Annotated in this window: 26 protein-coding genes; 9 read left to right on the plus strand and 17 right to left on the minus strand. The window is 60.0% G+C overall.

The window, feature by feature from the left end; all coding sequences use genetic code 11:
* Positions 1-89 precede the first annotated feature (89 nt).
* Positions 90-860, plus strand: coding sequence for an imidazole glycerol phosphate synthase subunit HisF (hisF, locus tag ABQX22_RS12105; protein WP_349799750.1), 771 nt, complete (start codon positions 90-92; stop codon positions 858-860).
* Positions 861-941: 81 nt separating this feature from the next.
* Here hisF and ABQX22_RS12110 read toward each other — a convergent pair whose 3' ends face one another.
* Positions 942-2,459, minus strand: coding sequence for a trypsin-like serine peptidase (locus ABQX22_RS12110; RefSeq protein WP_349799752.1), 1,518 nt, complete (start codon positions 2,457-2,459; stop codon positions 942-944).
* A 198-nt stretch (positions 2,460-2,657) separates the two neighbouring features.
* Here ABQX22_RS12110 and ABQX22_RS12115 point away from each other — a divergent pair, with 198 nt between their 5' ends.
* Positions 2,658-3,440, plus strand: a complete 783-nt coding sequence (locus ABQX22_RS12115) for a substrate-binding periplasmic protein (RefSeq protein WP_349799754.1) — start codon at positions 2,658-2,660, stop codon at positions 3,438-3,440.
* A 115-nt stretch (positions 3,441-3,555) separates the two neighbouring features.
* On the opposite strand, the gene ABQX22_RS12120 is transcribed toward ABQX22_RS12115, so the two are convergent.
* From ABQX22_RS12120 to gpmI, 4 genes are all read right to left on the minus strand, one after another.
* Complete coding sequence (locus ABQX22_RS12120) at positions 3,556-4,356, minus strand: divergent polysaccharide deacetylase family protein (RefSeq protein WP_349799756.1); 801 nt, start codon at positions 4,354-4,356, stop codon at positions 3,556-3,558.
* A gap of 1 nt (position 4,357) precedes the next feature.
* Entirely contained in the window at positions 4,358-5,689 is a 1,332-nt protein-coding gene (locus ABQX22_RS12125) for a S41 family peptidase (protein ID WP_349799758.1), read from the minus strand.
* Between the two features lie 30 nt (positions 5,690-5,719).
* Positions 5,720-7,033 (minus strand): murein hydrolase activator EnvC family protein, encoded by a 1,314-nt coding sequence (locus ABQX22_RS12130; protein ID WP_349799759.1) that lies wholly within the window; start codon positions 7,031-7,033, stop codon positions 5,720-5,722.
* 140 nt (positions 7,034-7,173) lie between these two features.
* Positions 7,174-8,709, minus strand: coding sequence for a 2,3-bisphosphoglycerate-independent phosphoglycerate mutase (gpmI, locus tag ABQX22_RS12135; protein WP_349799761.1), 1,536 nt, complete (start codon positions 8,707-8,709; stop codon positions 7,174-7,176).
* A 186-nt stretch (positions 8,710-8,895) separates the two neighbouring features.
* On the opposite strand from gpmI, the gene ABQX22_RS12140 reads away from it, so the two are divergent.
* The 3 genes from ABQX22_RS12140 to secB are packed head-to-tail and all read left to right on the plus strand — an operon-like array spanning position 8,896 to position 10,099.
* Positions 8,896-9,312, plus strand: a complete 417-nt coding sequence (locus ABQX22_RS12140) for a rhodanese-like domain-containing protein (protein WP_349799763.1) — start codon at positions 8,896-8,898, stop codon at positions 9,310-9,312.
* Position 9,313: 1 nt separating this feature from the next.
* Positions 9,314-9,568: a glutaredoxin 3 gene (grxC, locus tag ABQX22_RS12145; RefSeq protein ID WP_349799765.1), complete on the plus strand. Its 255-nt coding sequence runs from the start codon at positions 9,314-9,316 to the stop codon at positions 9,566-9,568.
* 39 nt (positions 9,569-9,607) lie between these two features.
* Positions 9,608-10,099 carry a protein-export chaperone SecB gene (secB, locus tag ABQX22_RS12150; RefSeq protein ID WP_349799767.1) on the plus strand — a complete coding sequence of 164 codons (492 nt, stop codon included), beginning with the start codon at positions 9,608-9,610 and terminating at the stop codon, positions 10,097-10,099.
* Between the two features lie 157 nt (positions 10,100-10,256).
* Here the strand turns inward: secB and ABQX22_RS12155 are convergent, their stop codons facing one another.
* The gene (locus tag ABQX22_RS12155) at positions 10,257-10,712 is read right to left on the minus strand and encodes a tRNA (cytidine(34)-2'-O)-methyltransferase (protein WP_349799769.1); all 456 of its coding nucleotides are present in this window, start codon (positions 10,710-10,712) and stop codon (positions 10,257-10,259) included.
* Between the two features lie 25 nt (positions 10,713-10,737).
* Here ABQX22_RS12155 and ABQX22_RS12160 point away from each other — a divergent pair, with 25 nt between their 5' ends.
* Positions 10,738-11,151: a hypothetical protein gene (locus ABQX22_RS12160; protein WP_349799771.1), complete on the plus strand. Its 414-nt coding sequence runs from the start codon at positions 10,738-10,740 to the stop codon at positions 11,149-11,151.
* Positions 11,152-11,495: 344 nt separating this feature from the next.
* On the opposite strand, the gene ABQX22_RS12165 is transcribed toward ABQX22_RS12160, so the two are convergent.
* The 3 genes from ABQX22_RS12165 to ABQX22_RS12175 are packed head-to-tail and all read right to left on the minus strand — an operon-like array spanning position 11,496 to position 13,627.
* Positions 11,496-12,086 carry a YggT family protein gene (locus ABQX22_RS12165; protein WP_349799772.1) on the minus strand — a complete coding sequence of 197 codons (591 nt, stop codon included), beginning with the start codon at positions 12,084-12,086 and terminating at the stop codon, positions 11,496-11,498.
* A 10-nt stretch (positions 12,087-12,096) separates the two neighbouring features.
* Complete coding sequence (gene proC / locus ABQX22_RS12170) at positions 12,097-12,915, minus strand: pyrroline-5-carboxylate reductase (protein ID WP_349799774.1); 819 nt, start codon at positions 12,913-12,915, stop codon at positions 12,097-12,099.
* 25 nt (positions 12,916-12,940) lie between these two features.
* Complete coding sequence (locus ABQX22_RS12175) at positions 12,941-13,627, minus strand: YggS family pyridoxal phosphate-dependent enzyme (RefSeq protein WP_349799776.1); 687 nt, start codon at positions 13,625-13,627, stop codon at positions 12,941-12,943.
* A 54-nt stretch (positions 13,628-13,681) separates the two neighbouring features.
* Between ABQX22_RS12175 and ABQX22_RS12180 the strand changes: the two genes are divergently transcribed.
* Positions 13,682-14,716, plus strand: coding sequence for a type IV pilus twitching motility protein PilT (locus tag ABQX22_RS12180; protein ID WP_349799778.1), 1,035 nt, complete (start codon positions 13,682-13,684; stop codon positions 14,714-14,716).
* A gap of 83 nt (positions 14,717-14,799) precedes the next feature.
* Here the strand turns inward: ABQX22_RS12180 and ABQX22_RS12185 are convergent, their stop codons facing one another.
* Positions 14,800-15,534 carry a C40 family peptidase gene (locus ABQX22_RS12185; RefSeq protein ID WP_349799780.1) on the minus strand — a complete coding sequence of 245 codons (735 nt, stop codon included), beginning with the start codon at positions 15,532-15,534 and terminating at the stop codon, positions 14,800-14,802.
* A 250-nt stretch (positions 15,535-15,784) separates the two neighbouring features.
* Between ABQX22_RS12185 and ABQX22_RS12190 the strand changes: the two genes are divergently transcribed.
* Positions 15,785-16,204, plus strand: a complete 420-nt coding sequence (locus ABQX22_RS12190; RefSeq protein WP_349799781.1) for a TM2 domain-containing protein — start codon at positions 15,785-15,787, stop codon at positions 16,202-16,204.
* 117 nt (positions 16,205-16,321) lie between these two features.
* Here the strand turns inward: ABQX22_RS12190 and ABQX22_RS12195 are convergent, their stop codons facing one another.
* The 7 genes from ABQX22_RS12195 to gshB form a co-directional block, all read right to left on the minus strand.
* Positions 16,322-17,593, minus strand: a complete 1,272-nt coding sequence (locus tag ABQX22_RS12195) for a dihydroorotase (protein ID WP_349799783.1) — start codon at positions 17,591-17,593, stop codon at positions 16,322-16,324.
* Complete coding sequence (locus ABQX22_RS12200) at positions 17,590-18,594, minus strand: aspartate carbamoyltransferase catalytic subunit (protein WP_349799785.1); 1,005 nt, start codon at positions 18,592-18,594, stop codon at positions 17,590-17,592. The genes ABQX22_RS12195 and ABQX22_RS12200 overlap by 4 nt, the downstream gene beginning before the upstream one ends.
* A 15-nt stretch (positions 18,595-18,609) precedes the next feature.
* Complete coding sequence (gene pyrR / locus ABQX22_RS12205) at positions 18,610-19,131, minus strand: bifunctional pyr operon transcriptional regulator/uracil phosphoribosyltransferase PyrR (RefSeq protein ID WP_349799787.1); 522 nt, start codon at positions 19,129-19,131, stop codon at positions 18,610-18,612.
* 75 nt (positions 19,132-19,206) lie between these two features.
* Positions 19,207-19,647 (minus strand): Holliday junction resolvase RuvX, encoded by a 441-nt coding sequence (ruvX, locus tag ABQX22_RS12210; protein ID WP_349799789.1) that lies wholly within the window; start codon positions 19,645-19,647, stop codon positions 19,207-19,209.
* Positions 19,647-20,216 carry a YqgE/AlgH family protein gene (locus ABQX22_RS12215; RefSeq protein WP_349799790.1) on the minus strand — a complete coding sequence of 190 codons (570 nt, stop codon included), beginning with the start codon at positions 20,214-20,216 and terminating at the stop codon, positions 19,647-19,649. The genes ruvX and ABQX22_RS12215 overlap by 1 nt, the downstream gene beginning before the upstream one ends.
* Positions 20,217-20,435: 219 nt before the next feature.
* Positions 20,436-21,308: an energy transducer TonB gene (locus tag ABQX22_RS12220; protein WP_349799792.1), complete on the minus strand. Its 873-nt coding sequence runs from the start codon at positions 21,306-21,308 to the stop codon at positions 20,436-20,438.
* A 268-nt stretch (positions 21,309-21,576) separates the two neighbouring features.
* Positions 21,577-22,530, minus strand: a complete 954-nt coding sequence (gshB, locus tag ABQX22_RS12225; RefSeq protein WP_349799794.1) for a glutathione synthase — start codon at positions 22,528-22,530, stop codon at positions 21,577-21,579.
* 253 nt (positions 22,531-22,783) lie between these two features.
* On the opposite strand from gshB, the gene pilG reads away from it, so the two are divergent.
* Positions 22,784-23,194: a twitching motility response regulator PilG gene (gene pilG, locus ABQX22_RS12230; protein ID WP_349799796.1), complete on the plus strand. Its 411-nt coding sequence runs from the start codon at positions 22,784-22,786 to the stop codon at positions 23,192-23,194.
* Positions 23,195-23,231: the final 37 nt, after the last annotated feature.

Genomic DNA, 23,231 nt, shown 5'->3' on the forward strand with positions numbered 1-23,231 from the left:
CAGACGACCGATTTCTTTCGGATGTACTGACGGTTTCGCGGGCAAGCGCGCTCCTACAGGTGACTCACAGAATTTCGGAGAATGGTCACATGGCCCTCGCCAAACGCATCATCCCTTGCCTGGACGTCGACAACGGTCGCGTAGTCAAGGGCGTGAAGTTCGAGAACATCCGCGATGCCGGTGACCCGGTGGAAATTGCTCGTATGTACGACGAGCAGGGCGCTGACGAGATTACCTTTCTCGACATCACCGCCAGCGTCGACGGCCGCGACACCACGCTGCACACCGTTGAGCGCATGGCCAGCCAGGTCTTCATCCCGCTGACCGTGGGTGGCGGTGTGCGCACCGTGCAGGACATCCGCAATCTGTTGAACGCCGGCGCGGACAAGGTCTCGATCAACACCGCAGCGGTCTTCAACCCTGAATTTGTCGGCGAAGCCGCTGCCCGTTTCGGCTCGCAATGCATCGTCGTGGCCATTGATGCCAAAAAGGTCTCGCTGCCCGGCGAAACCCCGCGCTGGGAAATCTTCACCCACGGCGGGCGCAAGCCGACGGGCCTGGACGCTGTGGTATGGGCCAAGAAGATGGAAGACCTGGGCGCTGGCGAAATTCTCCTGACCAGCATGGACCAGGACGGCATGAAAAACGGTTTTGACCTGGGCGTCACGCGCGCGATCAGCGATGCGCTGGGCATCCCGGTGATCGCTTCTGGCGGCGTCGGCAATCTTCAGCATCTGGCCGCTGGCGTGCTGGAAGGGCATGCCAGTGCAGTGCTGGCGGCAAGTATTTTCCACTTTGGCGAATACACCGTGCCGGAGGCCAAGGCGTTCATGGCCAGGCAAGGGATTGTGGTTCGCTGATCCTGACTGCGCTGGCTTACCGTAATCCTGGTCAGCCAGCGCGCTTGTTTCCCTGATTAAACTTACTCGACGACCTCCCGATCAGGGCAGCAATAGGTCAGTGCGTGGCGACGATGGCTGGCTGGTCATGTCATAGGCCTTGGAGCATAGCTTCATCGGCAATGGTGTCGCTTCAATGATCACCACCTCGTCGAATTCAGGTAGGTAGCCCTCTGGGTCATCGCATTGCGTAGCTTCAGCCGGGCCCGATTTGAACGTGTACACCCACAGCGTCGGGTTGGAGTAGTACGGCATCACTTGGTAGCCGCCCTCAGCCCTGCGTTCGATGGTCAGTTGCGGCATGCGGGTCGGCCCCGACGGTGCGATTTCCATCGCCACAATCACTGGCTTGTTCATCATCTCTTGCGCCGGTCGCTGGGCGGCAGAGTCCACGCCGATGATGCACAGAAAATACAGGCCAGCCTCCGAGCCTACGCGGTCATCGATCAAAGCCTGCGTCGCGCTGTTGGCGTTGCTGTAGTGATGCGGGCTTTCACATTCCGTAGGCGTACGAACAGCTTTGTAGCGGTAGAAAGGGGTGTCCAGCGAGAACGGCCATGACCACGTTGGCAGGACGGTACCGCCCTGATCGTCGTCGGTTACCCGGCTATAGGGGTTTGGCGAGTAGCTTGCCCCCAAGGTCATCTTGAGTGTCGATTGCAAGGTGCATTCAACGTCCAGCGGGTTGAACAGGCCCTGGCTGAAGCAGGTCTTGAGGCCAAGCGCCGGGCTGGAATAAGAGGTGTCTGGCGATAGCATCGGCTGCCCGTTATGGATCTCGCAGGGAGCGTTTGGCTGGCAGCGGTTTTCTTCTTTGACGCCTGTGGTGGACGTGCTGAGGACGCCTACGATCTGATTCGAGTTCCTGTCCAGCACGGGGCTACCTGAACTTCCCGGGGCCAGACCCTGACAGCGATGCTTATGGAAGCCGCGGAATATGTACACATCTTCCAGCAAGTCCGCATTGCCCTCCAGCGGGCATGCCGACAGACGCAGGGCAGGGGCGTCTTCATGGCCTGACGGGACGCCGACGATCAGCACATTCATGCCTTGGGCCGGTCCATGGGTACTGATGCTCAGCGGCTCGATACCTTTGTCGAGCAGCGATTGCAGCGATGTGTCCAGCTCGACAATGGCCAAATCCGCACCACGCGTGGTCGCCCGGACCAGCTTTTTCAACGCATAACGCTCGGTGTTCGGCATGTTGCCAAGGAAGTAGTCGAAATCGATATGGCCATCCAGAGGGATGTCGCTCGCGATATTCAGACTGTCCTGACTCACGCAGTGGCCGCTGGTGAGGATGTACGCAGGCCCTGATGCCACCGGGCTGCCGTTGCGTGAGTCGATCAAGGACGCGCTGCAATGGATGTCGGGCGTCTCCTTGCCTGGTTGCAGACGGCCTACTGCCCTCCATGGGCCGTGACGGTTTTGCGCATTATCGAGAGCAATGGCGGCAGCGTAATTCTCCTGGCCCTGGCCATAGTCGTTTGCCTGGGTAATGCCTGCCGCCATGAGGCTCATGATCGCGAGGCTATACAAGGCGTGTGTGTGATATTTCATGAAGCACCTATCTGGTCTGATGGCGCCCGCGTTTGGTGCGGGCTGTTAGAAAGAAGCCATCAGGTAGTCAGATAAAGTGCACTCTGGTCACATACATATTTATGGCTTCAGCGACAAAGCTCAGCGTCGGTCCAGGGCTCTGGACAACGGTGCGCAGGGCCTGCACCCTGTGCAAAGTCATGGGTAGAGATGAATCGTATGCTGAGAATTTCAGCTTTTGTTTTTGCGCTGGTCGGTTGTGTCTCGAGCGCAGTTATTCAGGCAGAAGGGCTGAGCGGCTCCGCAGGTGGACGCACTCCGGCGGACACCTCGTTTGTCCTGCTGACCGAAAATTTTCCACCCTACAACATGGCCACAGACGGGAAAAACTTCGCCCAGGAAAGCAACATCGAAGGGATTGCCGTCGAGATCGTACGCCAGACCTTCAAGCGCGCCGGGATCGGCTACAACATGACCCTGCGCTTCCCGTGGGACCGCATCTACAAACTCGCAATGAACAATCCCGGCTATGGCGTCTTCGTCACGGCGCGACTGCCTGAGCGCGAAAAGCTCTTCAAGTGGGTAGGCCCGATAGGTCCGGACGACTGGGTCATGCTGGGGCGGTCTGACAGCACCATCGAGCTGAAAACTCTTGATCAGGCCCGGCAGTACAAGATCGGCGCCTATAAAGGGGATGCGATTGCCCAAGAGCTGGCACGTCAGGGCCTCAACCCGGTGACCGTGTTGAGGGACAAAGACAACGCCAGAAAGCTCGTCAATGGGCAGATCGACCTGTGGGCCACAGGCGACCCGGCGGGCCGGTATCTGGCGCGGCAAGAAGGGATTTCAGGGTTGAAGACCGTCTTGCGCTTCAATCAGGCGGAGCTGTTTCTGGCACTCAACCGGGAAACGCCTGACCAGGTGGTCGCCAAGCTGCAGAAAGCGCTGGATGAGATGCGTGCGGAAGGGGTGGTGGACAAGATTCTGGGCAGTTACCTGTAACTACGCAGATGTAGGAGCGCGCTTGCCCGCGATTGCGTTGGATCAGGCGACACATTCATTGCTGAAGGATCGTCATCGCGGGCAAGCGCGCTCCTACAGGTTGCGTCGCAACGTGCTACCGATAAACACCGTTGCGACCATGCCCCGCCATCGCTTCATTCCCGCGCTCGGTCACCATGTGGCGAATCTCGATCCACTCGATGCCCTGGGATTTGAGCTTGGGCAGTTCGCGCTCCAGCACGTCCAGCGTCACCGGGTAAGGATGGCCAATCATGACGGCCGAGCCCTGCTTGTGCGCCAGCTTGATCGCCGTTTGCAACTGCCCGGTAATGGCCTCTGCGGTGCGTTCATCGTCCAGAAACACATCCCGCGACACGCTCGCCAACCCGATTTTCTGCGCCTCGGCAGCGGCAACGGTCTTGGCGCTGGTCCGGCTGTCCACCAAGAACAAATGCCTGCGTTGCAACTCGCCCACCAGCCAAGTCATAGCCACCGGCTCGGCGGTCATTCGGCTGCCCATATGGTTATTGATGCCGGCGGCAAATGGCACTTTCAGCAGGGCGGCGTTCAGGCGTGATTCGAGTTCAGGCAACGGCAATTCCGGGTGCCACGCGTAAGGGCCCGTTGCAGGATCCATGGGCATGTGCAGCATCACGGTTTTGCCGGCCTTGTGCGCCTGACGCGCGAATTCCGTGGCATGAGGGGTGTCGGGCATGATTGCCAGAGTGACCGGGCCGGGCAGTTTGAGCGCCCGGCTGTCGCGCTCAGGGTTCTGTCCGAGGTCATCGATGATCAGGCTGAGGTAGGCAGTCTTTGCCGGCTTGGCGGAAGGTTCTGCGGCGTTGACCGGTGCCGCGTGGACGGCACCGGTCAGAGCAGAAAGGGCGCAAACGAGCCCGGTGAGCCACGCGCGCATATCAGTTGCCGCGCGTCACACTCAATCCCTTGAGCAGGCTGAGCGCCTGATTGAGCTGGTAATCGTCGTCCTGCGGACGCGCCTTGCCAGCCGCTGCCTTGGTGGTCGGCTTGTCTGCGCCGCCATTGCCGTTGCCCAAGTGGCCGAGCAAATCGGCTTCCTTGTAGTTCTCGGCATCGGTTTCGGCGGTCAGCTTGGCGCGGCGCACTTCGATATCGGGGTTGATCCCCTGGGCCTGAATCGAGCGACCATTGGGCGTGTAGTACAGCGCCGTGGTGATCTTCAGCGCGCGATCATTGTTGAGCGGCAGGACGGTTTGTACCGAGCCTTTACCGAACGTGTCGGTGCCCATCAGGATCCCGCGTTTCTGGTCTTGCAGGGCGCCGGCGACGATTTCAGACGCTGAAGCACTGCCGCCGTTGATCAGCACAACCAGTGGCACGCCTTCGCTGGCGTCGGCCGGATCGGCGGAGAACCGCAGCTCGGAGTTGGCGATGCGGCCTTTGGTGTAGACGATCAGGCCCTTGGTCAGGAAGTGATCCGCCACTTCGACGGCCGCCTGCAGTACGCCGCCCGGGTTGTTGCGCAGGTCCAGAATCAGCCCGCTCATCTTCTTGCCGTTGTCCTTGCGCAGCTTGGCCAGCGCCTTGCCGACTTCTTCGCCGGTCTTGACCTGGAACTGGGTGATGCGGATGTAGCCGAAGCCGTTCTCCAGCATCTGCGCCTTCACGCTCTTGACCTGGATGGTGGCCCGCGCAAGGGTCACATCGAATGGCGTGCCGCCGTCGCGCACCAGCGTAAGGGTGATTTTCTCACCCAGCTTGCCGCGCATCTTGTCGACCGCTTCCTGCATGGTCTGGCCTTGGGTCGGCGCGCCGTTGATCTTGACGATCAAGTCACCTGCTTCAATCCCGGCCTTGGAAGCTGGCGTGTCGTCGATGGGCGAGACCACCTTGATGAAGCCGTCTTCTACGCCGACTTCGATGCCCAGCCCGCCAAACTCGCCGCTGGTGCTTTCCTGCAGCTCCTGGAAGTCTTCCGGGCCCAGGTAGGCAGAGTGCGGATCCAGATTGCTGAGCATGCCTTTGATGGCGTTTTCCAGCAGGGTTTTGTCATCCACAGGTTCGACGTAAGCGGCTTTGATCCGGTCCATGACCTCGGCGAAGGTGCGCAGCTCGTCAAGCGGCAGCGGCGCCTTCAGGTTGGGTGCAGTCGCGGCAGGCGAAGCAGCCGGTGCTGCTGCGGGTGCGGCACCGGCGGCCTGGGCAAGAGGAGCACCGATGATCACGGCGATGATCAGGGCCAGCGAGGTGAGGCGGGACGTGAACAGCATGTCTTACGAACTCCTGAATGAGGCGTCGACTTATCCTTGAGTGCGACACCATTGGGCCGGATCACTTGGGCGACCCTGCTGACGAATAGCGAAATACAACGCCGGAGTATCTTGCCCGCCGCCACTGTTACCCACAGTGGAGATGGCTTCTCCGGCTTTTACAACGTCCCCAGCCTCTTTCAACAGACTCTGGTTGTGACCGTACAGACTCAAATAGCCGTTGCCGTGGTCGAGAATGACCAGAAGCCCTGCGCCACGCAACCAATCGGCGAACACCACACGACCACCATGCACAGCGTGTACCTGACTGCCCGCCGAAGCGCTGATCATCACGCCATCCCACTTGGTTCGTGCGTCGTCGCCGCGTGTTTCACCGAAACGCGCCAACAATCGACCATCGACAGGCCAAGGAAGTTTTCCCTTTGCCTGATCAAAAGGGCCGCCATACGACTGACCGGTACTGGAAACCATTGCGCCGGGTGCTTTTACCGGACGGCGAGGGGCTTCATCGCTGTCATCCTTTTTGCCCCGGCTGGCCGCCAGTGCTTCCTGCTCGCGCTGGCGCTTCTCAGCCTCTTGTTGAGCGATCAGCGCTTTCTGACGCGCTTCTTCGGCTTCTCTGGCCTGGCGTGCCAAGGTTTCTTCGATGGTTTTCAGCACTTTCGCCAGGTCGTTCTGATCCTGCTGACGCGCTTGCAGCTTCTGGTCGCGAGCCTTGTAGTCCTGATTGAGCTTGGCAAGGGCGGTCTGGCGTTCTTTGCGCACATCGTCAAGCTTGGCTTTCTGGTCGTCCAGCGAGCTTTTCTGAACCAGCAATTGCGCTTGCTGCAGGTCGATGTCTTTCTCGACACCGGCCAATTGGCGCAATGTTTCATTGAAACTGCGCAGCTGCTCCAGGCGGGCCTGGCTCAGGTAATCGTAATAGGTGAGGGTGCGGGCGAACTTTTCCGGGTTCTGCTGGTTGAGCAGCAGCTTGAGGTATTCCTGGCGACCGCTCTGGTACGCGGCGCGGGCCTGCATGGCGATCAATCGTTGTTGTTCAACGCGTGCGGTCTGGAGTTTTTTTTTCTCCTGGTCGAGCCGTTGCAGCTCGCTTTCACTCTTTTTTAGTTCCTTCTGCAGGACCTCGACCTGCTTTTCCAGCTTGCCCATTTCCGTTTCAGTGGTGCGCAGGTCTTTCTGGACGCCGGACTTTTCTTCCTGCAGCTGCCCGAGCACCTTCTTCAGTTCTGTGATGTCCTGACGCGTGGCATCGAGTTGTTTCTGGGTCTGTGCCCGATCGTCGTCGGCGAACGCCGGATTGAGCAGACAGAGCAAAGCAAGGGCGATCAGGGCGCGAAGCATGGGGCGGGCGATACCAAGGAGTGAAGACGGGCCTAGTATGCCCGCCAGAGGCCGCAAAAAAAACGCTATGAGGCCGCAGCTTTCAGACATTTCATACAAAACCGGCGCTGTCGGGTCACGACAGGCCGGTTTAAAGCGCGTTACCTGGAAACGAGGATCGAATGGCCGGTCATCTCTTCGGGTACTTCCATGCCCAGCAGTTGCAGCATGGTCGGCGCCACGTCAGCCAGCACCCCGCCTTCGCGGACCTTCAGATCGCGCTTGCCAACATAGATGAACGGCACCGGCTCGGTGGTGTGCGCGGTGTGCGGCTGATGCGTCTGTTCATCCGTCATCTGCTCAACGTTGCCGTGGTCGGCGGTGATCAACGCTTCGCCACCCACTTGCTCCAGCGCCTCGGCAATGCGACCGACGCACACGTCCAGGCATTCGACGGCCTTGATCGCCGCTTCCATGATCCCGCTGTGGCCGACCATGTCGCCGTTGGCGTAGTTGACGATGATGACGTCAAAGCGCTGATTGACGATGGCGTCGACGATTTTGTCGGTGACTTCCGGTGCGCTCATTTCCGGCTGAAGATCGTACGTGGCAACTTTCGGCGACGGGATCAGGATGCGCTCTTCGCCCGGGAACGGTTCTTCACGGCCGCCGGAGAAGAAGAAGGTGACGTGGGCGTATTTTTCGGTCTCGGCGATGCGCAGCTGGGTCTTGCCGTTGTTCGACAGGTACTCGCCCAACACGTTTTTCAGGCCGCCTTTGGTGAATGCGGCCGGCGCCGGGATGTTGGCCGCGTATTGCGTCAGGGTCACGAAGCCGGCGAGTTGTGGCTGGCGGGAGCGGGCGAAGTCCTTGAAATCGTTGTCAACGAACACGCGGCTCAGTTCGCGGGCACGGTCGGAACGGAAGTTCATGAACACCACAGCGTCGCCGTCTTCCACTTTGGCCTGCTCGCCAATGCGGGTGGCTTTGACGAACTCGTCGTTCTCGTCGCGCTCGTAAGCGGCATCCAGCCCCGCCTTGGCGGTCGCGGCCTGGAATTCGGAGGTGCCGTCGACGATCAGGTTGTAGGCCGACTCAACGCGGTCCCAGCGATTATCGCGGTCCATGGCGAAATAGCGGCCGATGATCGTGGCCGTACGACCTTTGCCCAGACGCTGGTAGGCGGTTTCCATGGTTTCGAGGTACTTGTGCGCGCTGCGCGGCGGGGTGTCGCGGCCATCAAGGAAGGCGTGCAGGTAAATCTTGTCGGCGCCACGTTTGACCGCCAGCTCAACCATGGCCACCAGGTGATCTTCATGGCTGTGCACGCCGCCGTCCGACAGAAGGCCCAGAATGTGGACAGCTTTGCCTGCGCCGACAGCGGCGTCGACCGCTTTGCAGATGGCCGGGTTTTCGAAGAAGTCGCCATCGCGGATCGATTTGGTTACGCGGGTGAAGTCCTGATACACCACACGCCCGGCACCGAGGTTCATGTGACCGACCTCGGAATTGCCCATCTGGCCGTCCGGCAGGCCGACATCCATGCCTGAGCCTGAGATCAGGCCGTTGGGCATCGTTGCGTACAAGCGATCAAAGACCGGCATTTTGGCCGAATAGACCGCATTACCGTCGTGGCTGTCGCTGTGTCCGAAGCCGTCCAGAATAATCAGGACCAAAGGTTTGGGCGTGGTAGTCATAGATCCCTCGTCTGCAAAGGGTGTGAAAATCAGGCGCTGATCTCACATCGCTGGCATGGCTTAAAGAAGAAGTAGAAAAAAGATCGGTATTTTAGGAGCAAGTTCAAACGGCGTCACTGCCGTACGGGCTTTGGCCGACCTTGGGGGCTGTGTATACTGGCCGACATTTTAACGCCCTGGAACCTCATGATGGTTGCTCACCTGATTCAATTTGCCACTGAACACTATTTACTGGTTGGCGCCTTCGTCATTTTGCTGGCTCTGCTGATCGCGTACGAGATGAGCAAGGGCGGCCGCAGCCTGAGCACTGGCGAGCTGACCACCCTGGTCAATCGCGATGAGGGCGTTGTGATCGACGTGCGCACCAAGAAGGACTTCACCGCAGGCCATATCGTTGGCGCGTTGAGCTTCCCGCAGGACAAGGTCATTTCTCGCGTAGCTGAACTTGAGAAGTACAAGGAAAAGACCCTGATTATCGTTGACGCCGCCGGCCAGCACGCTGGCATGACCGCGCGTGAACTGCTGAAATCCGGTTTCAAGGCAGCCAAGCTGTCGGGTGGCATCTCCTCCTGGCGTGCAGATAACCTTCCATTGGTGAAATGAAATGCCTGAAGTCATCGTCTATTCCAGCGACTATTGCCCGTATTGCACGCGCGCCAAACAACTGCTGAACAGCAAGAAGGTGGCTTTTGACGAAATCATCGTCGACGGCAAGCCTGCGCTGCGTTCAGAGATGATCAAGAAAGCAGGGCGTACGTCCGTTCCGCAGATCTGGATCGGCTCGGTTCACGTCGGTGGATGCGATGACCTCTTTGCTCTGGAGCGCGCCGGCAAGCTGGACGCGCTGCTGACAGCCTGAATTCAACCCTACAAGACCTTAAAGTAAGAAGGATTTGAGATGACTGATCAAACTGATACCGGCGCCGTTGCCAACGAAGAAGGCCCACAGTTCTCCCTGCAGCGCATCTATGTGCGTGACCTGTCCTTCGAAGCGCCGAAAAGCCCGGCGATCTTCCGCCAGGAGTGGACGCCAAACGTAAGCCTGGACCTGAACACGCGTCAGAAGCAGCTCGAAAATGATTTCTACGAAGTCGTGCTGACCTTGTCGGTTGAAGTGAAGAATGGCGAAGAAATCGCATTCATCGCTGAAGTGCAGCAAGCGGGCATCTTCCTGATCAAAGGTCTGGATCAGGCATCGATGAGCCACACCCTCGGCGCATTCTGCCCGAACATCCTGTTCCCTTACGCGCGCGAAACCATCGACAGCCTGGTCGTACGCGGCTCGTTCCCTGCGCTGATGCTGGCCCCGGTGAACTTCGACGCCCTGTACGCGCAAGAGCTGCAGCGCATGCAAGAAGCTGGCGAAACGCCAACGCCTACCGTTCAGTAAGCGGTTGCTTCACACACAAAAAAGCGCCTCTCGTGGGCGCTTTTTTGTGGGTGCTGTAGGAGCGCGCTTGCCCGCGATGACGTAGGCACATCCGGCCTCGATGGTGCCTGACACGACGCTGTCGCGGGCAAGCGCGCTCCTACAGTGGCTGGGGGGGTTATTTGAACTCCAATTGCCGCCAGCCTTCGTACACGGCCACCGCTACGGTGTTGGACAGATTCAAACTGCGGCAACCTTCACGCATCGGCAACCGGAGGCGTTGGTCGCCCGGTAGCGCGTCCAGCACATCAGCCGGCAGGCCGCGGCTTTCCGGGCCGAACAGAAACGCGTCGCCTTCGGCAAACTGCGCATCGTGAAAAACCCGCGAGCCCTTTGTGGTAAAAGCGAACAGGCGCGGGTGGCCGATGCTGTCCAGGCAGCTGGGCAGGTCAGCGTGACGATGCAACGTGGCATATTCGTGGTAGTCGAGCCCGGCGCGGCGCAGGCGCTTGTCGTCCAGCTCGAAGCCCAGCGGCTCGATCAAATGCAGGCTGCAGCCGCTGTTGGCGCACAGCCTGATGATGTTGCCGGTATTCGGCGGAATTTCTGGTTGAAAAAGGATCACGTGAAACATGCACGGCTCCGGACAAAAGGACGGGATGCATTCTACCCCTGAAGAGGACCCCAGGCCGAAGATGTGGCCGAAGGTTTTAGGGTCGATCGCGATTGTCGGGTTTATGGTCGGGTTGATGATCGGCCGTATCACCACGCCTGATCCCACTCAACTGCAGCAGGTCGAGGCGCTTCCCAATGGCTTGGCATTGTGGTTCAACCACGAGCCGCAACTGCACGGCGAGCACATTGATGGCGCCATCGCGCTGTTGTTCGCCGCCAAAGGCGAGCCGCAGCGGGGCGAGTTCAAATTCGAAGGACGGGATGTGCGTTGGAGGGTGCAGCGAAGTGACAAGGGGTTGTTGCTGAACCTGCTGGCGGCCCGTCCGTTGCACGGTGACTGGCACGGTGCAACTCAGGACGGGCGCTGGAGACTGGAAGTCAGTCTCCGGGAGGAATAAAAGAGGGGAATCCCCGGCCTGCCTGTACCAAGGTCCCCAAAACTGGAATTACTTTATGTATTGCAGAGCGCGTGCCAGTTTTGGGAAATCGCTGTAGGAAATTTGAAAATATCCTGTGGGCCCCTGAAACAGCGCAGTCCGCAGAGATCTTCACACGTGGATGGCATTCACAGGATGAGCAGACGTTTTTGAATGAGGGCGTTACTGGCTTTTTTTGCACGCTATTCGCGCGTTTTGGCCCCGGCAGTGACCAAAGTGATGCACGCGTTTGAAGAGATAAAGAAAGGGGGCCAACCTCTTTCATCCATATGAAATCGGTAGGGCCCCCTCGATCCAGCCAGGCGTCAGATCAACCGCCACAACTCCTGCGGCATACCTGCATAGGCCGCCAGCTGTGGCATCAGGTACGACTGCACAACCTGAATCGCCAGGAAGGCGAAGATCGGCGAGATATCCATGCCGCCCAGGTTCGGGATAATCCGGCGGAACGGCGCCAGAATGGGCTCGCTGATCTGATACGCCAGCTCTGCGGCCGGGTTATGGCTGCCGGGCGCGATCCACGACACGATGACCATGATGATCATCGCCACCCAGAAAATCTTCAGCAGCAACGAGAGCACGCCCAGGATCGACCAGATGAACAGGTGCGGGATATCGCCGATGGTTCCGTAGGTCATCATCAGCACGAACGCCATCAGCAGCGCCTGAATCACGATCCCCAGCAGCAGCGAAGACGTGTCGAGCCCCAGCACGCTCGGAATGAGTCGGCGAATGGGCTTGAGCAGCGGCTGTGTCGCGCGGACAGCGAACTGGCACAGTGGGTTGTAGAAGTTGGCCTTGACCAGTTGCAGCACGAAGCGCAACAGCACGATGGTGAGGTAAAGGCTGATCAGCGTCTGTACAACGAACACCGTAGCGCCAGTGAGTGCATTCATAGACTTCTCCTTATTTGCCCAGGACTTCGGCCATTTCGGCTGAACGGTGGGCGGCGGCGCTGAGTGCGGTTTCGACGATGGCTTCGAAATCGTTGGCCTGGAATGATTTGATTGCAGCTTCCGTGGTGCCCGCAGGCGAGGTCACGCGGCGTCGCAGTTCGGCAGCCTCGACATCGCTGCCAGTGGCCATCAGCGCGGCGCCCAAGGCGGTTTGCAGGGTCAGTTTGCTCGCCACTTCAGCAGGCAGGCCGAGTTTGATCCCGGCGGCGGTCATGGCCTCGATCAACAGAAAGAAATACGCAGGGCCACTGCCGGAGACTGCGGTGACGGCGTCCAGATGCGCCTCTTGGTCCAGCCACAACGCAATGCCGACCGCGGACAGCAACTCTTCGGCCTGATGCCGTTGTGCGGCGGTGACGTCGAGCGTGGCGTACAGGCCGCTGGCCCCTTGGCGCAACAGGGCAGGGGTGTTGGGCATGCAGCGCACGATCGGTTGTTCGCCCAGCCAGTTTTTCATGCTGGCGCAGGTAATGCCGGCCGCCACCGACACCATCAACTGGTGGGGTTTGAGGTGAGGGCGCAATGCCTGGCAGACAGCTTTCATCATCTGTGGCTTGACCGCCAACAGCACCACGTCTGCGCCTTCGATGGCCTGGGCGTTATCGGCGAACACCTTGATGCCGTGCTCGGCGGACACGCGCTCGCGGGTTTGTTCACCCGGGTCGCTTGCGCGGATCAGATCAGGCTCGACGCCCTGAGCGCGCAGCCCGCCGATGAGACTGGCGGCCATGTTGCCTGCGCCGATGAATGCGATGCGAGTCTTGCTCATGAACGAATTCCTGTGGGGCAAAGGGTTAGGGCTGGCCGTAATCACGGGCGCCGAAAAGAGCCGTGCCGATCCTGACCCAAGTCGCGCCTTGTGCAATGGCGGCTTCCAGGTCATGGCTCATGCCCATGGAAAGGGTGTCCAGCGGCAGTTTCAATGAGCGCTGCAGGCTGTTTACAGTCGCGAACGCTGCGTTCTGTTCGTTGAGGTCATCCGTGGGTTCGGGAATTGCCATCAGTCCGCGCAGTCTGACATTGGGAAGGGCAGCGATGGCTTCGGCCAGTGCGGGCAGATCTTCCGGCGTGCAGCCTGATTTGGTGGCTTCGCCGCTCACGTTGACCTGAATGCAGATGTTCAGCGGCGGCAAGTGCGGAGGACGTTGTTCGGACAGGCGCTGTGCGATCTTCAAACGGTCCACGGAATGCACCCAGGCAAAATGCTCGGCGATTGCCTTCGTCTTGTTCGATTGAATGGGGCCGATGAAATGCCAGATCAAGGGCAGGTCAGCCAGTTCGAGCTGTTTGCTCAGGGCTTCCTGGAGGTAGTTCTCGCCGAAATCGGTCAATCCGGCCGCATGGGCTTCGCGCAAGTCGGTCGCCGGCTTGGTCTTGCTCACGGCCAGTAGACCGATGGACGCAGGATCACGTTGCGCCGCGTGTGCAGCCGCTTGAATTCGCTCACCGAGCGTTGAAATGTTCTCTGCTATCGTGGACATTGATTTGCGCCAGCAGGGCTAAAGTCTGCGGCATTCTATGTGATGAGGAGCTGTATGGATATTACCGAGCTGCTTGCCTTCAGTGCCAAGCAAGGCGCGTCGGACTTACACCTCTCGGCCGGCCTGCCGCCGATGATTCGGGTTGATGGCGATGTGCGCCGGATCAACCTGCCGCCGCTGGACCAGAAAGCGGTTCAGGGCCTGATCTACGACATCATGAATGACAAGCAGCGCAAGGACTTCGAGGAAGATCTGGAAACGGACTTTTCGTTTGAAGTGCCAGGCGTTGCGCGGTTCCGGGTCAACGCGTTCAACCAGAACCGTGGCGCCGGTGCCGTGTTCCGGACCATTCCCTCCAAAGTGCTGAGCATGGAAGACTTGGGGATGGGAGAAGTGTTTCGCAAGATTACCGACGTACCCCGTGGCCTGGTGCTGGTGACCGGCCCTACCGGTTCGGGCAAGTCAACGACGCTGGCGGCGATGGTCGATTACCTGAACGCCAACAAGCACCACCACATCCTCACGATTGAGGATCCCATCGAGTTCGTACACGAATCCAAGAAGAGTCTGATTAACCAGCGCGAAGTGCATCGGGACACCCACGGCTTTGCCGAAGCGCTGCGCTCGGCCCTGCGTGAAGACCCTGACGTGATTCTGGTGGGCGAGCTGCGGGACCTTGAGACAATCCGGCTGGCGCTGACGGCTGCGGAAACCGGTCACCTGGTGTTCGGCACGCTGCACACCACCTCGGCGGCGAAAAGTATCGACCGGATCGTCGATGTGTTCCCGGCCCAGGAGAAGTCGATGATTCGCTCGATGCTCTCCGAATCGCTGCACGCCATCGTGTCCCAAGCGCTGTTGAAGAAGATCGGTGGAGGGCGCGTGGCGGCGCACGAAATCATGATCGGCACGTCGGCGATCCGAAACCTGATCCGTGAAGACAAAGTGGCGCAGATGTATTCGTCGATTCAGACTGGCGGGGCGCTGGGGATGCAGACCCTGGACATGTGCCTGAAGGATCTGGTGAGCAAGGGCATCATCAGTCGGGAAAGCGCGCGGGAGAAAGCAAAAACGCCTGACAATTTCTAGTTGTCAGGCGTTTTTAGGCTGTAGGAGCGAATTTATTCGCAAAGCCCTTAGCGAATAAATTCGCTCCTACCGAGGTCTGGCGATCAACGCTGTGCCAGACGCACCGTCGCTTTGCGCGAAGAAGGTGGCTGCTTTGGCAATACGCGCTTGGCAACGACGTAATGGCTGTCCCAATACGGCTTGTTCAGCGTGTCCACGGTAACGGACTTGCCACGACGCGGTGCATGCACGAACTGGCCGCCGCCCAGGTAAATGGCGACATGATTGACCGTGCGGCTCTTGATGTTGAAGAACAGCAAGTCACCCGGCTTCAAATCCTTGCGATCAACCTTCTGCCCGTGACCTTCGGCCATGGCGTTGGAGGTGCGCGGCAAATCGACTTCGCTCACGTCATTGAACGCATATTTAACCAAACCGCTGCAATCGAACCCTTTTGTTGGGCTGGTACCGCCCCAACGATAAGGAGTACCGATGGCATTCACTGCGCGGTTGACCACGCTGTTGCTTTGTTTGGTGTTGCCCGGTCCGGCATTGGCCAGAGCGACAGTGTTCTTGGAAACCTTGTGAGACGACACACGGGTCGACGTCTTGGTGTTCCGGGTCTTGCGCTTGGAGTTGGCCAGGGGAGTGGCGGTCTCTTCAAGCGCAGCCATCGCGGCACGTTGGGCGGCGACATTGCGGGTGACTGTTTCCGATGACTGCGTCTTGGCGGTGAAGCCGTTGAAGCTTGCAGGTAACGGTTGCTCACGGTTGGTGGCGTGGGCGGCCAGTGGCACAAATAGGCAAATAGTTAGCCATGTCTTGAAAAATGGACGCATTAGGCAGGGCTCATAGTGGTCAGCGCGCAACTTTATAACAGCTTTTTTTGTCAATTCAGACCCTTCGGTCGAATCATTTATTGCCCCACGGGTCAATTTTGACGTCAATAAAGCCGCGTGACTGCGAGTATCCCCTTTAGTTACAAGGGTTTGCCGAATGCCTGGGAGGTTCCCGCCATACGTCGGATCGAGTCACAAAAGTCACAATCACGACGTCTATTTTTTTCTATCAGCACAAATGAGGCTGCAGATGAATACCTATCAAGTGGACGTTCAACGTCCGGATACACACAGCAAGGTCATGGGCTATTTGCTCTGGATTGTCGGCTTTACCGGCGCTCACCGGTTTTATTACGGCAAGCCGGTCACCGGGACGATCTGGTTCTTCACCTTGGGCCTGCTGGGGATCGGCTGGCTGATCGACCTGTTCCTGATTCCGGCGATGGACCGTGAGGCGGACCTGCGCTTTACCGCAGGCACCACCGATTACAGCGTCGCCTGGATTCTGCTGACGTTTCTGGGCGTGTTTGGCGTGCACCGGATGTACCAGGGCAAATGGATCACCGGGATCATCTACGCGCTGACGGGCGGGTTGTTCTTTTTGGGGATTTTGTACGACTTCTGGACGTTGAATGACCAGATCTCGATGAAGAATGCACGCAGGACATAAAGTTGGAGCATGGGCTTGTAGAAGCGAATTCATTCGCGAAGCTCTCTTAAAGACGCCAATGCAATGGCGTATGTCTAAGCGTCTTCGCGAACAAGTTCGCTCCTACAGCGTGAGGTGTCAGACGGTGTAGCTGATCCGCCCATCCACAAACGTGTACTTCACCGCACTCGGCAGGCAGTGGCCGAGGAAGGCGCAGTTATCGCCTTTGGACAGCCACCGCTCGCCCGCGACGGTTGAAGCCGCCGGGTCGAACAGCACCAGATCGGCCGGCGAGCCCGCCGCCAACCGTCCAGCCGGCAGGCGCAACGCCGCCGCAGGACCCGCACTCAGACGCGACAGCAGCGTCGGCAGGTCCAGCAAGCCATCCTCCACCAGCGTCATCGCCAGGGGGAGCAGCAGTTCAACACTGCTCATGCCGGGCTCTGTCGCGCCGAACGGTGCCAGCTTGGCGTCACGTTCGTGGGGCTGATGATGGCTGGAGATCGCCTGGATCACCCCCGACTTAACGCCTTCACGCAGCGCATCACGGTCGGCGCGGGTGCGCAGCGGTGGTTGCACGTGGTAAACGCTGGAAAAGTCGATCAGCGCCTCGTCCGTCAAAATCAATTGATACAGCGCCACGTCAGCAGTGACCGGAAGCCCTCGCGCCTGGGCCTGCGCGATCAGTTCAACACCGCGTGCGCTGGTCAGCTGGCTGAAATGCGCGCGTACGCCGCTTTGCTCCACCAGTAACAAGTCACGGGCCAGCGCCACGGTTTCAGCCGTTTCCGGAATGCCTGCCAGACCGAGGAACGCCGCTGTCGGGCCGTCATGGGCCAGACCGCCTTCGGCCAGGTCGAAGTCCTGGGAATTGAAGATCACCGTCAGGTCGAACGTTGCGGCGTATTCCAGGGCGCGGCACAGCGTGCGGTTGCTGCGAAAGCTCACCAGACCATTGGTGAACGCCACACAACCGGCGTCGCGCAGCGCGATCAGCTCGGCCAGTTGCTCGCCCTCCAGGCCTTTGCTCAGCGCGCCAATCGGGAACACCTTGCTGTGCCCGGCTTCACGCGCGCGATCCAGGATCAGCTCGGCGACAGCGGAGGTGTCCAGCACCGGTTTGGTCCGTGGCGGGCAGCACAGGCTGGTGACGCCACCGGCAGCGGCGGCCCGGGTTTCGCTGGCGATGCTGCCTTTGCGGCTGTAGCCCGGTTCGCGCAGTGAAACGTTGAGGTCCACCAGCCCAGGGGCCGCGATCAGCCCCTTGGCGTCGATGGTCTGCGACGGGACGAAGTCGGCGGGCGCGGCGCCAAAGGCCAGGACCTTGCCGGCCTCAAGATGTATATCGGTGACCTGATCCAGACCGATGGTGGGGTCGATGACGCGAGCGCCGAGGATGCTGAACTTCACTGCGCGTTCTCCTGCTCGAACTGACGTTGCGCGGTCTGGCCGCTCATGGCCATGGACAGCACCGCCATGCGCACGGCAATGCCGTACGTGACTTGATTGAGGATGACCGAGTGCGCGCCGTCGGCGACGGCCGATTCGATTTCCACGCCGCGGTTGATCGGGCCCGGGTGCATGACGATGGCATCCGGCTTGGCGCCCGCCAGTCGTGCGGTGGTCAGGCCGAACAAGCGGTAGAACTCGCCCTCGCTGGGCAGCAGCCCGCCCGACATGCGCTCACGCTGCAGGCGCAGCATGATGACGACATCGACGTCCTTCAGGCCTTCGCTCAGGTCGGTATAGACCTTGACGCCATATTGCTCGACGCCAATGGGCAGCAGGGTTTTCGGCGCAACCACCCGAATGTCCGGGCAACCCAGCGCCTTGAGGGCGATCATGTTCGAGCGCGCCACGCGTGAGTGCAGGATGTCGCCGACGATGGCCACCGAAAGGTTCTCGAAGCTGCCCTTGTGCCGGCGAATGGTCAGCATGTCGAGCATGCCCTGAGTCGGGTGAGCATGACGCCCGTCGCCGCCATTGATGATCGCCACTTGCGGGGAGACGTGTTCGGCAATGAAGTGCGCAGCGCCCGAGTCGCCGTGGCGCACGACGAACATGTCGGCGGCCATGGCTTCCAGGTTGCGCAGGGTGTCGAACAGCGTCTCGCCCTTGCTCGTCGAGGACGTCGACACGTTCAGCGTGATCACGTCCGCAGACAGCCGCTGAGCGGCGAGTTCGAAGGTGGTGCGGGTGCGTGTCGAGTTCTCGAAGAACACGTTGCACACGGTCTTGCCGCGCAGCAACGGGACCTTCTTCACCGCCCGCGCCCCGACTTCCAGAAAGGAGTCGGCGGTGTCGAGGATTTCGGTGAGTAACTCGCGGGGTAAACCGTCGAGGGAAAGGAAATGCTGCAGCTGACCCTGATGGTTGATCTGCAGCGGGCGCTTGGCGTCGAGAGGCGTCATCGCAAGGGACTCGTGTTAGAGGGCGGCGGATTCGGTAGACAGGTCTTGCAGCTCGAGCGTCAGCGGCGTGGGGCCTGACAGCTTGACGCGTTCGGTGGGGGCCAGCGACAGGGTCGCGCCCACGACGTTGGGCCGAATCGGCAACTCGCCGGCGTCCAGATCCAGCAACGACACCAGGGTCACGCTGGCCGGGCGGCCGTAGTCGAACAGTTCGTTGAGCGCGGCGCGAATCGTGCGACCGCTCATGAGCACGTCGTCGACCAGGATCAAGTGCTGGCCTTCGATCTCGAACGGCAGCTCGGAAGGGCGCACTTGAGGGTGCAAGCCGTTCTGGCTGAAGTCATCGCGGTAGAACGAGACGTCCAGCGTGCCCAGCGGCGCATCGCTGCCCAGCGCTTCCAGCAACGCCTGGGCGACCCAGACGCCACCGGTGCGAATGCCGATGAAGCGGGTTTCAGTGATCCCGCGTTTATTCAGGTGCGCGGTCAGATCACTCGCCATCTGGCTGATCAGTTCGGCGGGGTTGGGCAGGCTCATGGTTGCTCCTTCAGGTGCCCGAGGGCGTTCGCGTGAACGCTCGGGTCAAAACTCGAATTCGGTAGGGCGCTAAGGTCAGACGTTGAACAGTGCGGTATTGGCGTCCAGCCAGCCCTGCAATAACAGTGCGGCGGCGATGGCGTCCACCGGGTTGTCCCGATAACTGCCGCGCTGCCCGCCACGGGCCATGCGTTCGCCCTTGGCTTCAAAGGTGGTCAGGCGCTCGTCATGGGTGTACACCGGCACGTTGAAGCGGCCGTTAAGCTTGCGTGAAAACTTTTCGGCGCGGGCGCTCATGTCACTGGGCGTCCCGTCCATGTTCAGGGGCAGGCCGACCACAATGGCGTCTGGCTTCCATTCGGTGATGAGCGCCTGAACCTGGTCCCAGTCCGGGACGCCGTTCTGGGCTTTCAGCGTGCACAGCTCACGGGCTTGACCGGTAATCACCTGACCGACCGCGACGCCGATCTGTTTGGTGCCGTAGTCGATACCCAATAACAGGCGCAGGTTGGCCATCAGGCGTGGCCCGCCTGGCTGGTCAGCAGATTCAGGTTGATGCCGAGCTTGGCAGCCGCTGCGTCAAGGCGCAGTTCGCTGTCGACGTCGAACAGGATGGCCGGGTCAAACGCGCAGTTGAGCCAGGCGTTGGCCGCAAACTCCGCCTCCAGTTGCCCTGCGTCCCAACCGGCATAGCCCAGGGTGATCAAATTTTGATCAGGCCCGTAGCCGTCGGCAATCGAGAACAGCACGTCCTGGGACGTCGACAGCGCGACACCGCCCAGATCAACCGTGGCCTGGAAGACTTGCCCTGGTGGATGCAGCACGAAGCCGCGATCGGTCTGAACCGGGCCGCCGAGGTGAATGGGGATTTGCTGGCAACGCACGGGCGGGGCCATTTCCGGTCGCAACTGCTCAAGAATGTCCGCCAGGGACAGGCTTTGCGGACGATTGATGATCAGGCCCATGGCGCCATCGGCGTTGTGCTCGACGATGTAGGTCAAGGTCTGAGCGAAGTGCTGATCGTGCATGTGGGGCATAGCGATCAGGAACTGATGCTTGAGGTAGGACGCAGTGACGTTTTTCATGAGCCCTAGTGTGGCGCCGTGTGGCAGCGCTGACAACTGGCAGATAGAACCGCTTTGCGTATTTGGGACATTGGGCGGTTCGGTGTTTTTTGGCGTGGCGAATGTGTAGGAGCGCGCTTGCCCGCGATTACGGTATTTCTGGCGACGAATAGGTATGCGCCACACCGACGCCATCGCGGGCAAGCGCGCTCCTACAAGTGTTATCACCTACAGGCAGTATCAATTGCTGGACAGCTTATCCCCGCGGGCAAACTTCCAGGTGCGGATGATCTCCAGCCGGTCGATGTCGGCCAGATCACCGGTGAACGGCGAAAAAGGCGCGGCCAGGCGCACGATCTTCTGCGCGGCCTGATCCAGCAACGGCTGGCCGGACGATTCCAGAATGAGCACTTCATACAGCGAGCCGTCATGATTGATCGACACCATCATCCGCAGGCTGCCGTAGATCTGCTTGCGCCGCGCTTCTTCGGGGTAATTGAGGTTGCCGACGCGTTCGATCTTCTTGCGCCAGTCCTCTTTGTACCAGGCGCCCTTGTCCTTCATGGTCGACGCGGCGCTCAGGCGATGAATCTTCGGGCGCTTGGCGTAGGCCTGCTGCTCGTTGGAGAGCTCGGCCTCAAGGCTGGCGATCTCGCTGTTCAGTTGAGTGCTGTCGAAGGTCGGGGCAACCTTTTTGGCTTCTTCGGGCTTGACCTCTTCGCGCTTGGCGACGGTCTTCTCCTTGGCCGGCGCCTTGGTGGCGACCGCGGTCTTCGGCGCTTCCTGCTTGACCACCTGCTTGGCGGAAGGGGGCGGCGTGACCTTGTTGATCTCGGTGTCCTGGTACTGCGCGACCTCGGTGACCTTGGGCACCGCTTTTTTGTCGAGCGTGCCGCTGCCCTGCTGGTTTTCCTGAGCGAGGAAATCCGCATCCTTGGGCTTGGTGTCGCTTTTGAAGGGGGCGAGGGTAATCTCGAGGGTCTGGCTGATGGTCTCTGGTTTGACGTAGCTGAACCCTACGCCAAGGATCAACGCCAGGTGCACCAGCGCCGCAATCAACAGGGTAAAACCCAGACGATCAGCGGGGCGCACGCCGGGGCGGACGAAATCCATCGGGAGATCTGTGTCGACCGCCGCGTTCATCGGCGGTCCCGGATCACAAAAGCCAGCATTGCAGGACCAACCTGAGGCGTATTACGGGCCGCGCATGATAACGCACTGTTCGCGGATTTCAGGGCTTTGATGCGGGCGGGCCGATTAGTGGGTGGGGTGGCATGTAATTCTGTAGGAGCGAATTTATTCGCGAAAGGCCAGCGTCTGGCGACGCATCGCTGTGTTCACAAAACCGATTCGCGAAAAAATTCGCTCCTACAGACAGGAGTCATGCCTTTTGCAGCTTCTTCTCGATCACATCCATCAACATCCCGCCGATATCGGTGCCGAACGCGTTGTCGATCTCGCGGATGCACGTCGGGCTGGTGACGTTGATCTCGGTCAGGTGCTCGCCGATCACGTCGAGGCCGACAAACAGCAGGCCTTTTTCCCGCAGGGTCGGGCCGATTTCGGCGGCGATCCAGCGATCACGGTCGGTCAGCGGGCGTGCTTCGCCCCGGCCACCGGCTGCCAGGTTGCCACGGGTTTCACCGGCAGCGGGGATGCGCGCCAGGCAATACGGGACTGGCTCGCCGTCGACCATCAGGATGCGCTTATCGCCGTCCTTGATCGCCGGCAGGTAGGCCTGGGCCATGATCTGCTCCTGGCCGTGCTTGGTCAGGGTTTCCAGAATCACCGACAGGTTCGGGTCTTCAGCGCGATGGCGGAAGATCGACGCGCCGCCCATGCCGTCCAGCGGCTTGAGGATCACGTCGCCGTGCCTGGCGGCGAACTCGCGCAGGATGTCCGAACGACGGCTGACCAAGGTCGGCGGCGTGCACTGCGGGAACAGCGTGGCGAACAGTTTCTCGTTGCAGTCGCGAAGGCTCTGGGGCTTGTTCACCACCAGCACGCCGGCGCGCTCGGCCTGTTCCAGCAGGTACGTGGAATACACGAATTCCATGTCGAACGGCGGGTCCTTGCGCATCAGGATCACGTCCAGATCGTCCAGGCCGCTGTCGACTTCGGCCTCCAGCTCGAACCAATGCGCAGGGTCGGCAAACACTTTCAGCGGTTTCATCCGCGCCCGGGCCTGGCCCGCGTCTTGATACAGGTCGTGCTGTTCCATATAGAACAGCGACCATCCGCGCGCTTGCGCTGCAAGGAGCATGGCCAGCGAGCTGTCCTTTTTATAGGAGATGCGCTCGATGGGGTCCATGACAATTCCTAGGCGAACGCTCATGGGCAAATATCCTCTGGTCGGTAATGGCCGCAATGGCCTGAAAACAGGCGTCAGGGTGGCGCCGTGCTTGCTCCGGGTCAAGGGGCACACGCTTTATGGATTGCGTCTGGAGAGTGTGCTAAAAAGGCTCGGCATCCGGCGTCACGCCCGTTGCCTTTGACCCGTCTAGATCGGGGTTTGACGATCCCGGCCCGTACCATACACCCGGCGCAAGGCGATCCATCTGATTCGCCGCGGCGAGGGTAAAGCAGACATGGAACAGCATCCAGCCCCACTGAAAGTGATGGTCATCGACGATTCCCGGACGATTCGTCGTACCGCCGAAACGCTGCTGAAGAACGTCGGCTGCGAGGTCATTACCGCCATCGATGGTTTTGACGCGCTGGCCAAAATTGCCGATAACCACCCGAGCATCATCTTTGTCGACATCATGATGCCGCGCCTGGATGGCTATCAAACCTGTGCCTTGATCAAGAACAACCGGGCGTTCAAGTCCACCCCGGTGATCATGCTGTCCTCCAAGGACGGACTGTTCGATAAAGCGAAGGGCCGAATCGTCGGCTCCGACCAGTTTTTGACCAAGCCTTTTAGCAAGGAAGAACTGCTGAGCGCGATCAAGGCGCACGTGCCGGGTTTCGTCGCAGTGGAACAACAACTATCTTGATACCGACCCACTGTTAATGGGCGGCTGTTCCTATTGG

The sequence above is a fragment of the Xanthomonas sp. WHRI 1810A genome, from assembly GCF_040202885.1.
Classification (GTDB): Bacteria; Pseudomonadota; Gammaproteobacteria; order Pseudomonadales; family Pseudomonadaceae; genus Aquipseudomonas.

Excerpts from the sequence above, each read along its gene's own strand:
- hisF (WP_349799750.1), top strand. The coding sequence starts at position 90 with ATGGCCCTCGCCAAACGCATCATCCCTTGCCTGGACGTCGACAACGGT.
- ABQX22_RS12110 (WP_349799752.1), bottom strand. The coding sequence starts at position 2,459 with ATGAAATATCACACACACGCCTTGTATAGCCTCGCGATCATGAGCCTC.
- ABQX22_RS12115 (WP_349799754.1), top strand. The coding sequence starts at position 2,658 with ATGCTGAGAATTTCAGCTTTTGTTTTTGCGCTGGTCGGTTGTGTCTCG.
- ABQX22_RS12120 (WP_349799756.1), bottom strand. The coding sequence starts at position 4,356 with ATGCGCGCGTGGCTCACCGGGCTCGTTTGCGCCCTTTCTGCTCTGACC.
- ABQX22_RS12125 (WP_349799758.1), bottom strand. The coding sequence starts at position 5,689 with ATGCTGTTCACGTCCCGCCTCACCTCGCTGGCCCTGATCATCGCCGTG.
- ABQX22_RS12130 (WP_349799759.1), bottom strand. The coding sequence starts at position 7,033 with ATGCTTCGCGCCCTGATCGCCCTTGCTTTGCTCTGTCTGCTCAATCCG.
- gpmI (WP_349799761.1), bottom strand. The coding sequence starts at position 8,709 with ATGACTACCACGCCCAAACCTTTGGTCCTGATTATTCTGGACGGCTTC.
- ABQX22_RS12140 (WP_349799763.1), top strand. The coding sequence starts at position 8,896 with ATGATGGTTGCTCACCTGATTCAATTTGCCACTGAACACTATTTACTG.
- grxC (WP_349799765.1), top strand. The coding sequence starts at position 9,314 with ATGCCTGAAGTCATCGTCTATTCCAGCGACTATTGCCCGTATTGCACG.
- secB (WP_349799767.1), top strand. The coding sequence starts at position 9,608 with ATGACTGATCAAACTGATACCGGCGCCGTTGCCAACGAAGAAGGCCCA.
- ABQX22_RS12155 (WP_349799769.1), bottom strand. The coding sequence starts at position 10,712 with ATGTTTCACGTGATCCTTTTTCAACCAGAAATTCCGCCGAATACCGGC.
- ABQX22_RS12160 (WP_349799771.1), top strand. The coding sequence starts at position 10,738 with ATGCATTCTACCCCTGAAGAGGACCCCAGGCCGAAGATGTGGCCGAAG.
- ABQX22_RS12165 (WP_349799772.1), bottom strand. The coding sequence starts at position 12,086 with ATGAATGCACTCACTGGCGCTACGGTGTTCGTTGTACAGACGCTGATC.
- proC (WP_349799774.1), bottom strand. The coding sequence starts at position 12,915 with ATGAGCAAGACTCGCATCGCATTCATCGGCGCAGGCAACATGGCCGCC.
- ABQX22_RS12175 (WP_349799776.1), bottom strand. The coding sequence starts at position 13,627 with ATGTCCACGATAGCAGAGAACATTTCAACGCTCGGTGAGCGAATTCAA.
- ABQX22_RS12180 (WP_349799778.1), top strand. The coding sequence starts at position 13,682 with ATGGATATTACCGAGCTGCTTGCCTTCAGTGCCAAGCAAGGCGCGTCG.
- ABQX22_RS12185 (WP_349799780.1), bottom strand. The coding sequence starts at position 15,534 with ATGCGTCCATTTTTCAAGACATGGCTAACTATTTGCCTATTTGTGCCA.
- ABQX22_RS12190 (WP_349799781.1), top strand. The coding sequence starts at position 15,785 with ATGAATACCTATCAAGTGGACGTTCAACGTCCGGATACACACAGCAAG.
- ABQX22_RS12200 (WP_349799785.1), bottom strand. The coding sequence starts at position 18,594 with ATGACGCCTCTCGACGCCAAGCGCCCGCTGCAGATCAACCATCAGGGT.
- pyrR (WP_349799787.1), bottom strand. The coding sequence starts at position 19,131 with ATGAGCCTGCCCAACCCCGCCGAACTGATCAGCCAGATGGCGAGTGAT.
- ruvX (WP_349799789.1), bottom strand. The coding sequence starts at position 19,647 with ATGGCCAACCTGCGCCTGTTATTGGGTATCGACTACGGCACCAAACAG.
- ABQX22_RS12215 (WP_349799790.1), bottom strand. The coding sequence starts at position 20,216 with ATGAAAAACGTCACTGCGTCCTACCTCAAGCATCAGTTCCTGATCGCT.
- ABQX22_RS12220 (WP_349799792.1), bottom strand. The coding sequence starts at position 21,308 with ATGGATTTCGTCCGCCCCGGCGTGCGCCCCGCTGATCGTCTGGGTTTT.
- gshB (WP_349799794.1), bottom strand. The coding sequence starts at position 22,530 with ATGAGCGTTCGCCTAGGAATTGTCATGGACCCCATCGAGCGCATCTCC.
- pilG (WP_349799796.1), top strand. The coding sequence starts at position 22,784 with ATGGAACAGCATCCAGCCCCACTGAAAGTGATGGTCATCGACGATTCC.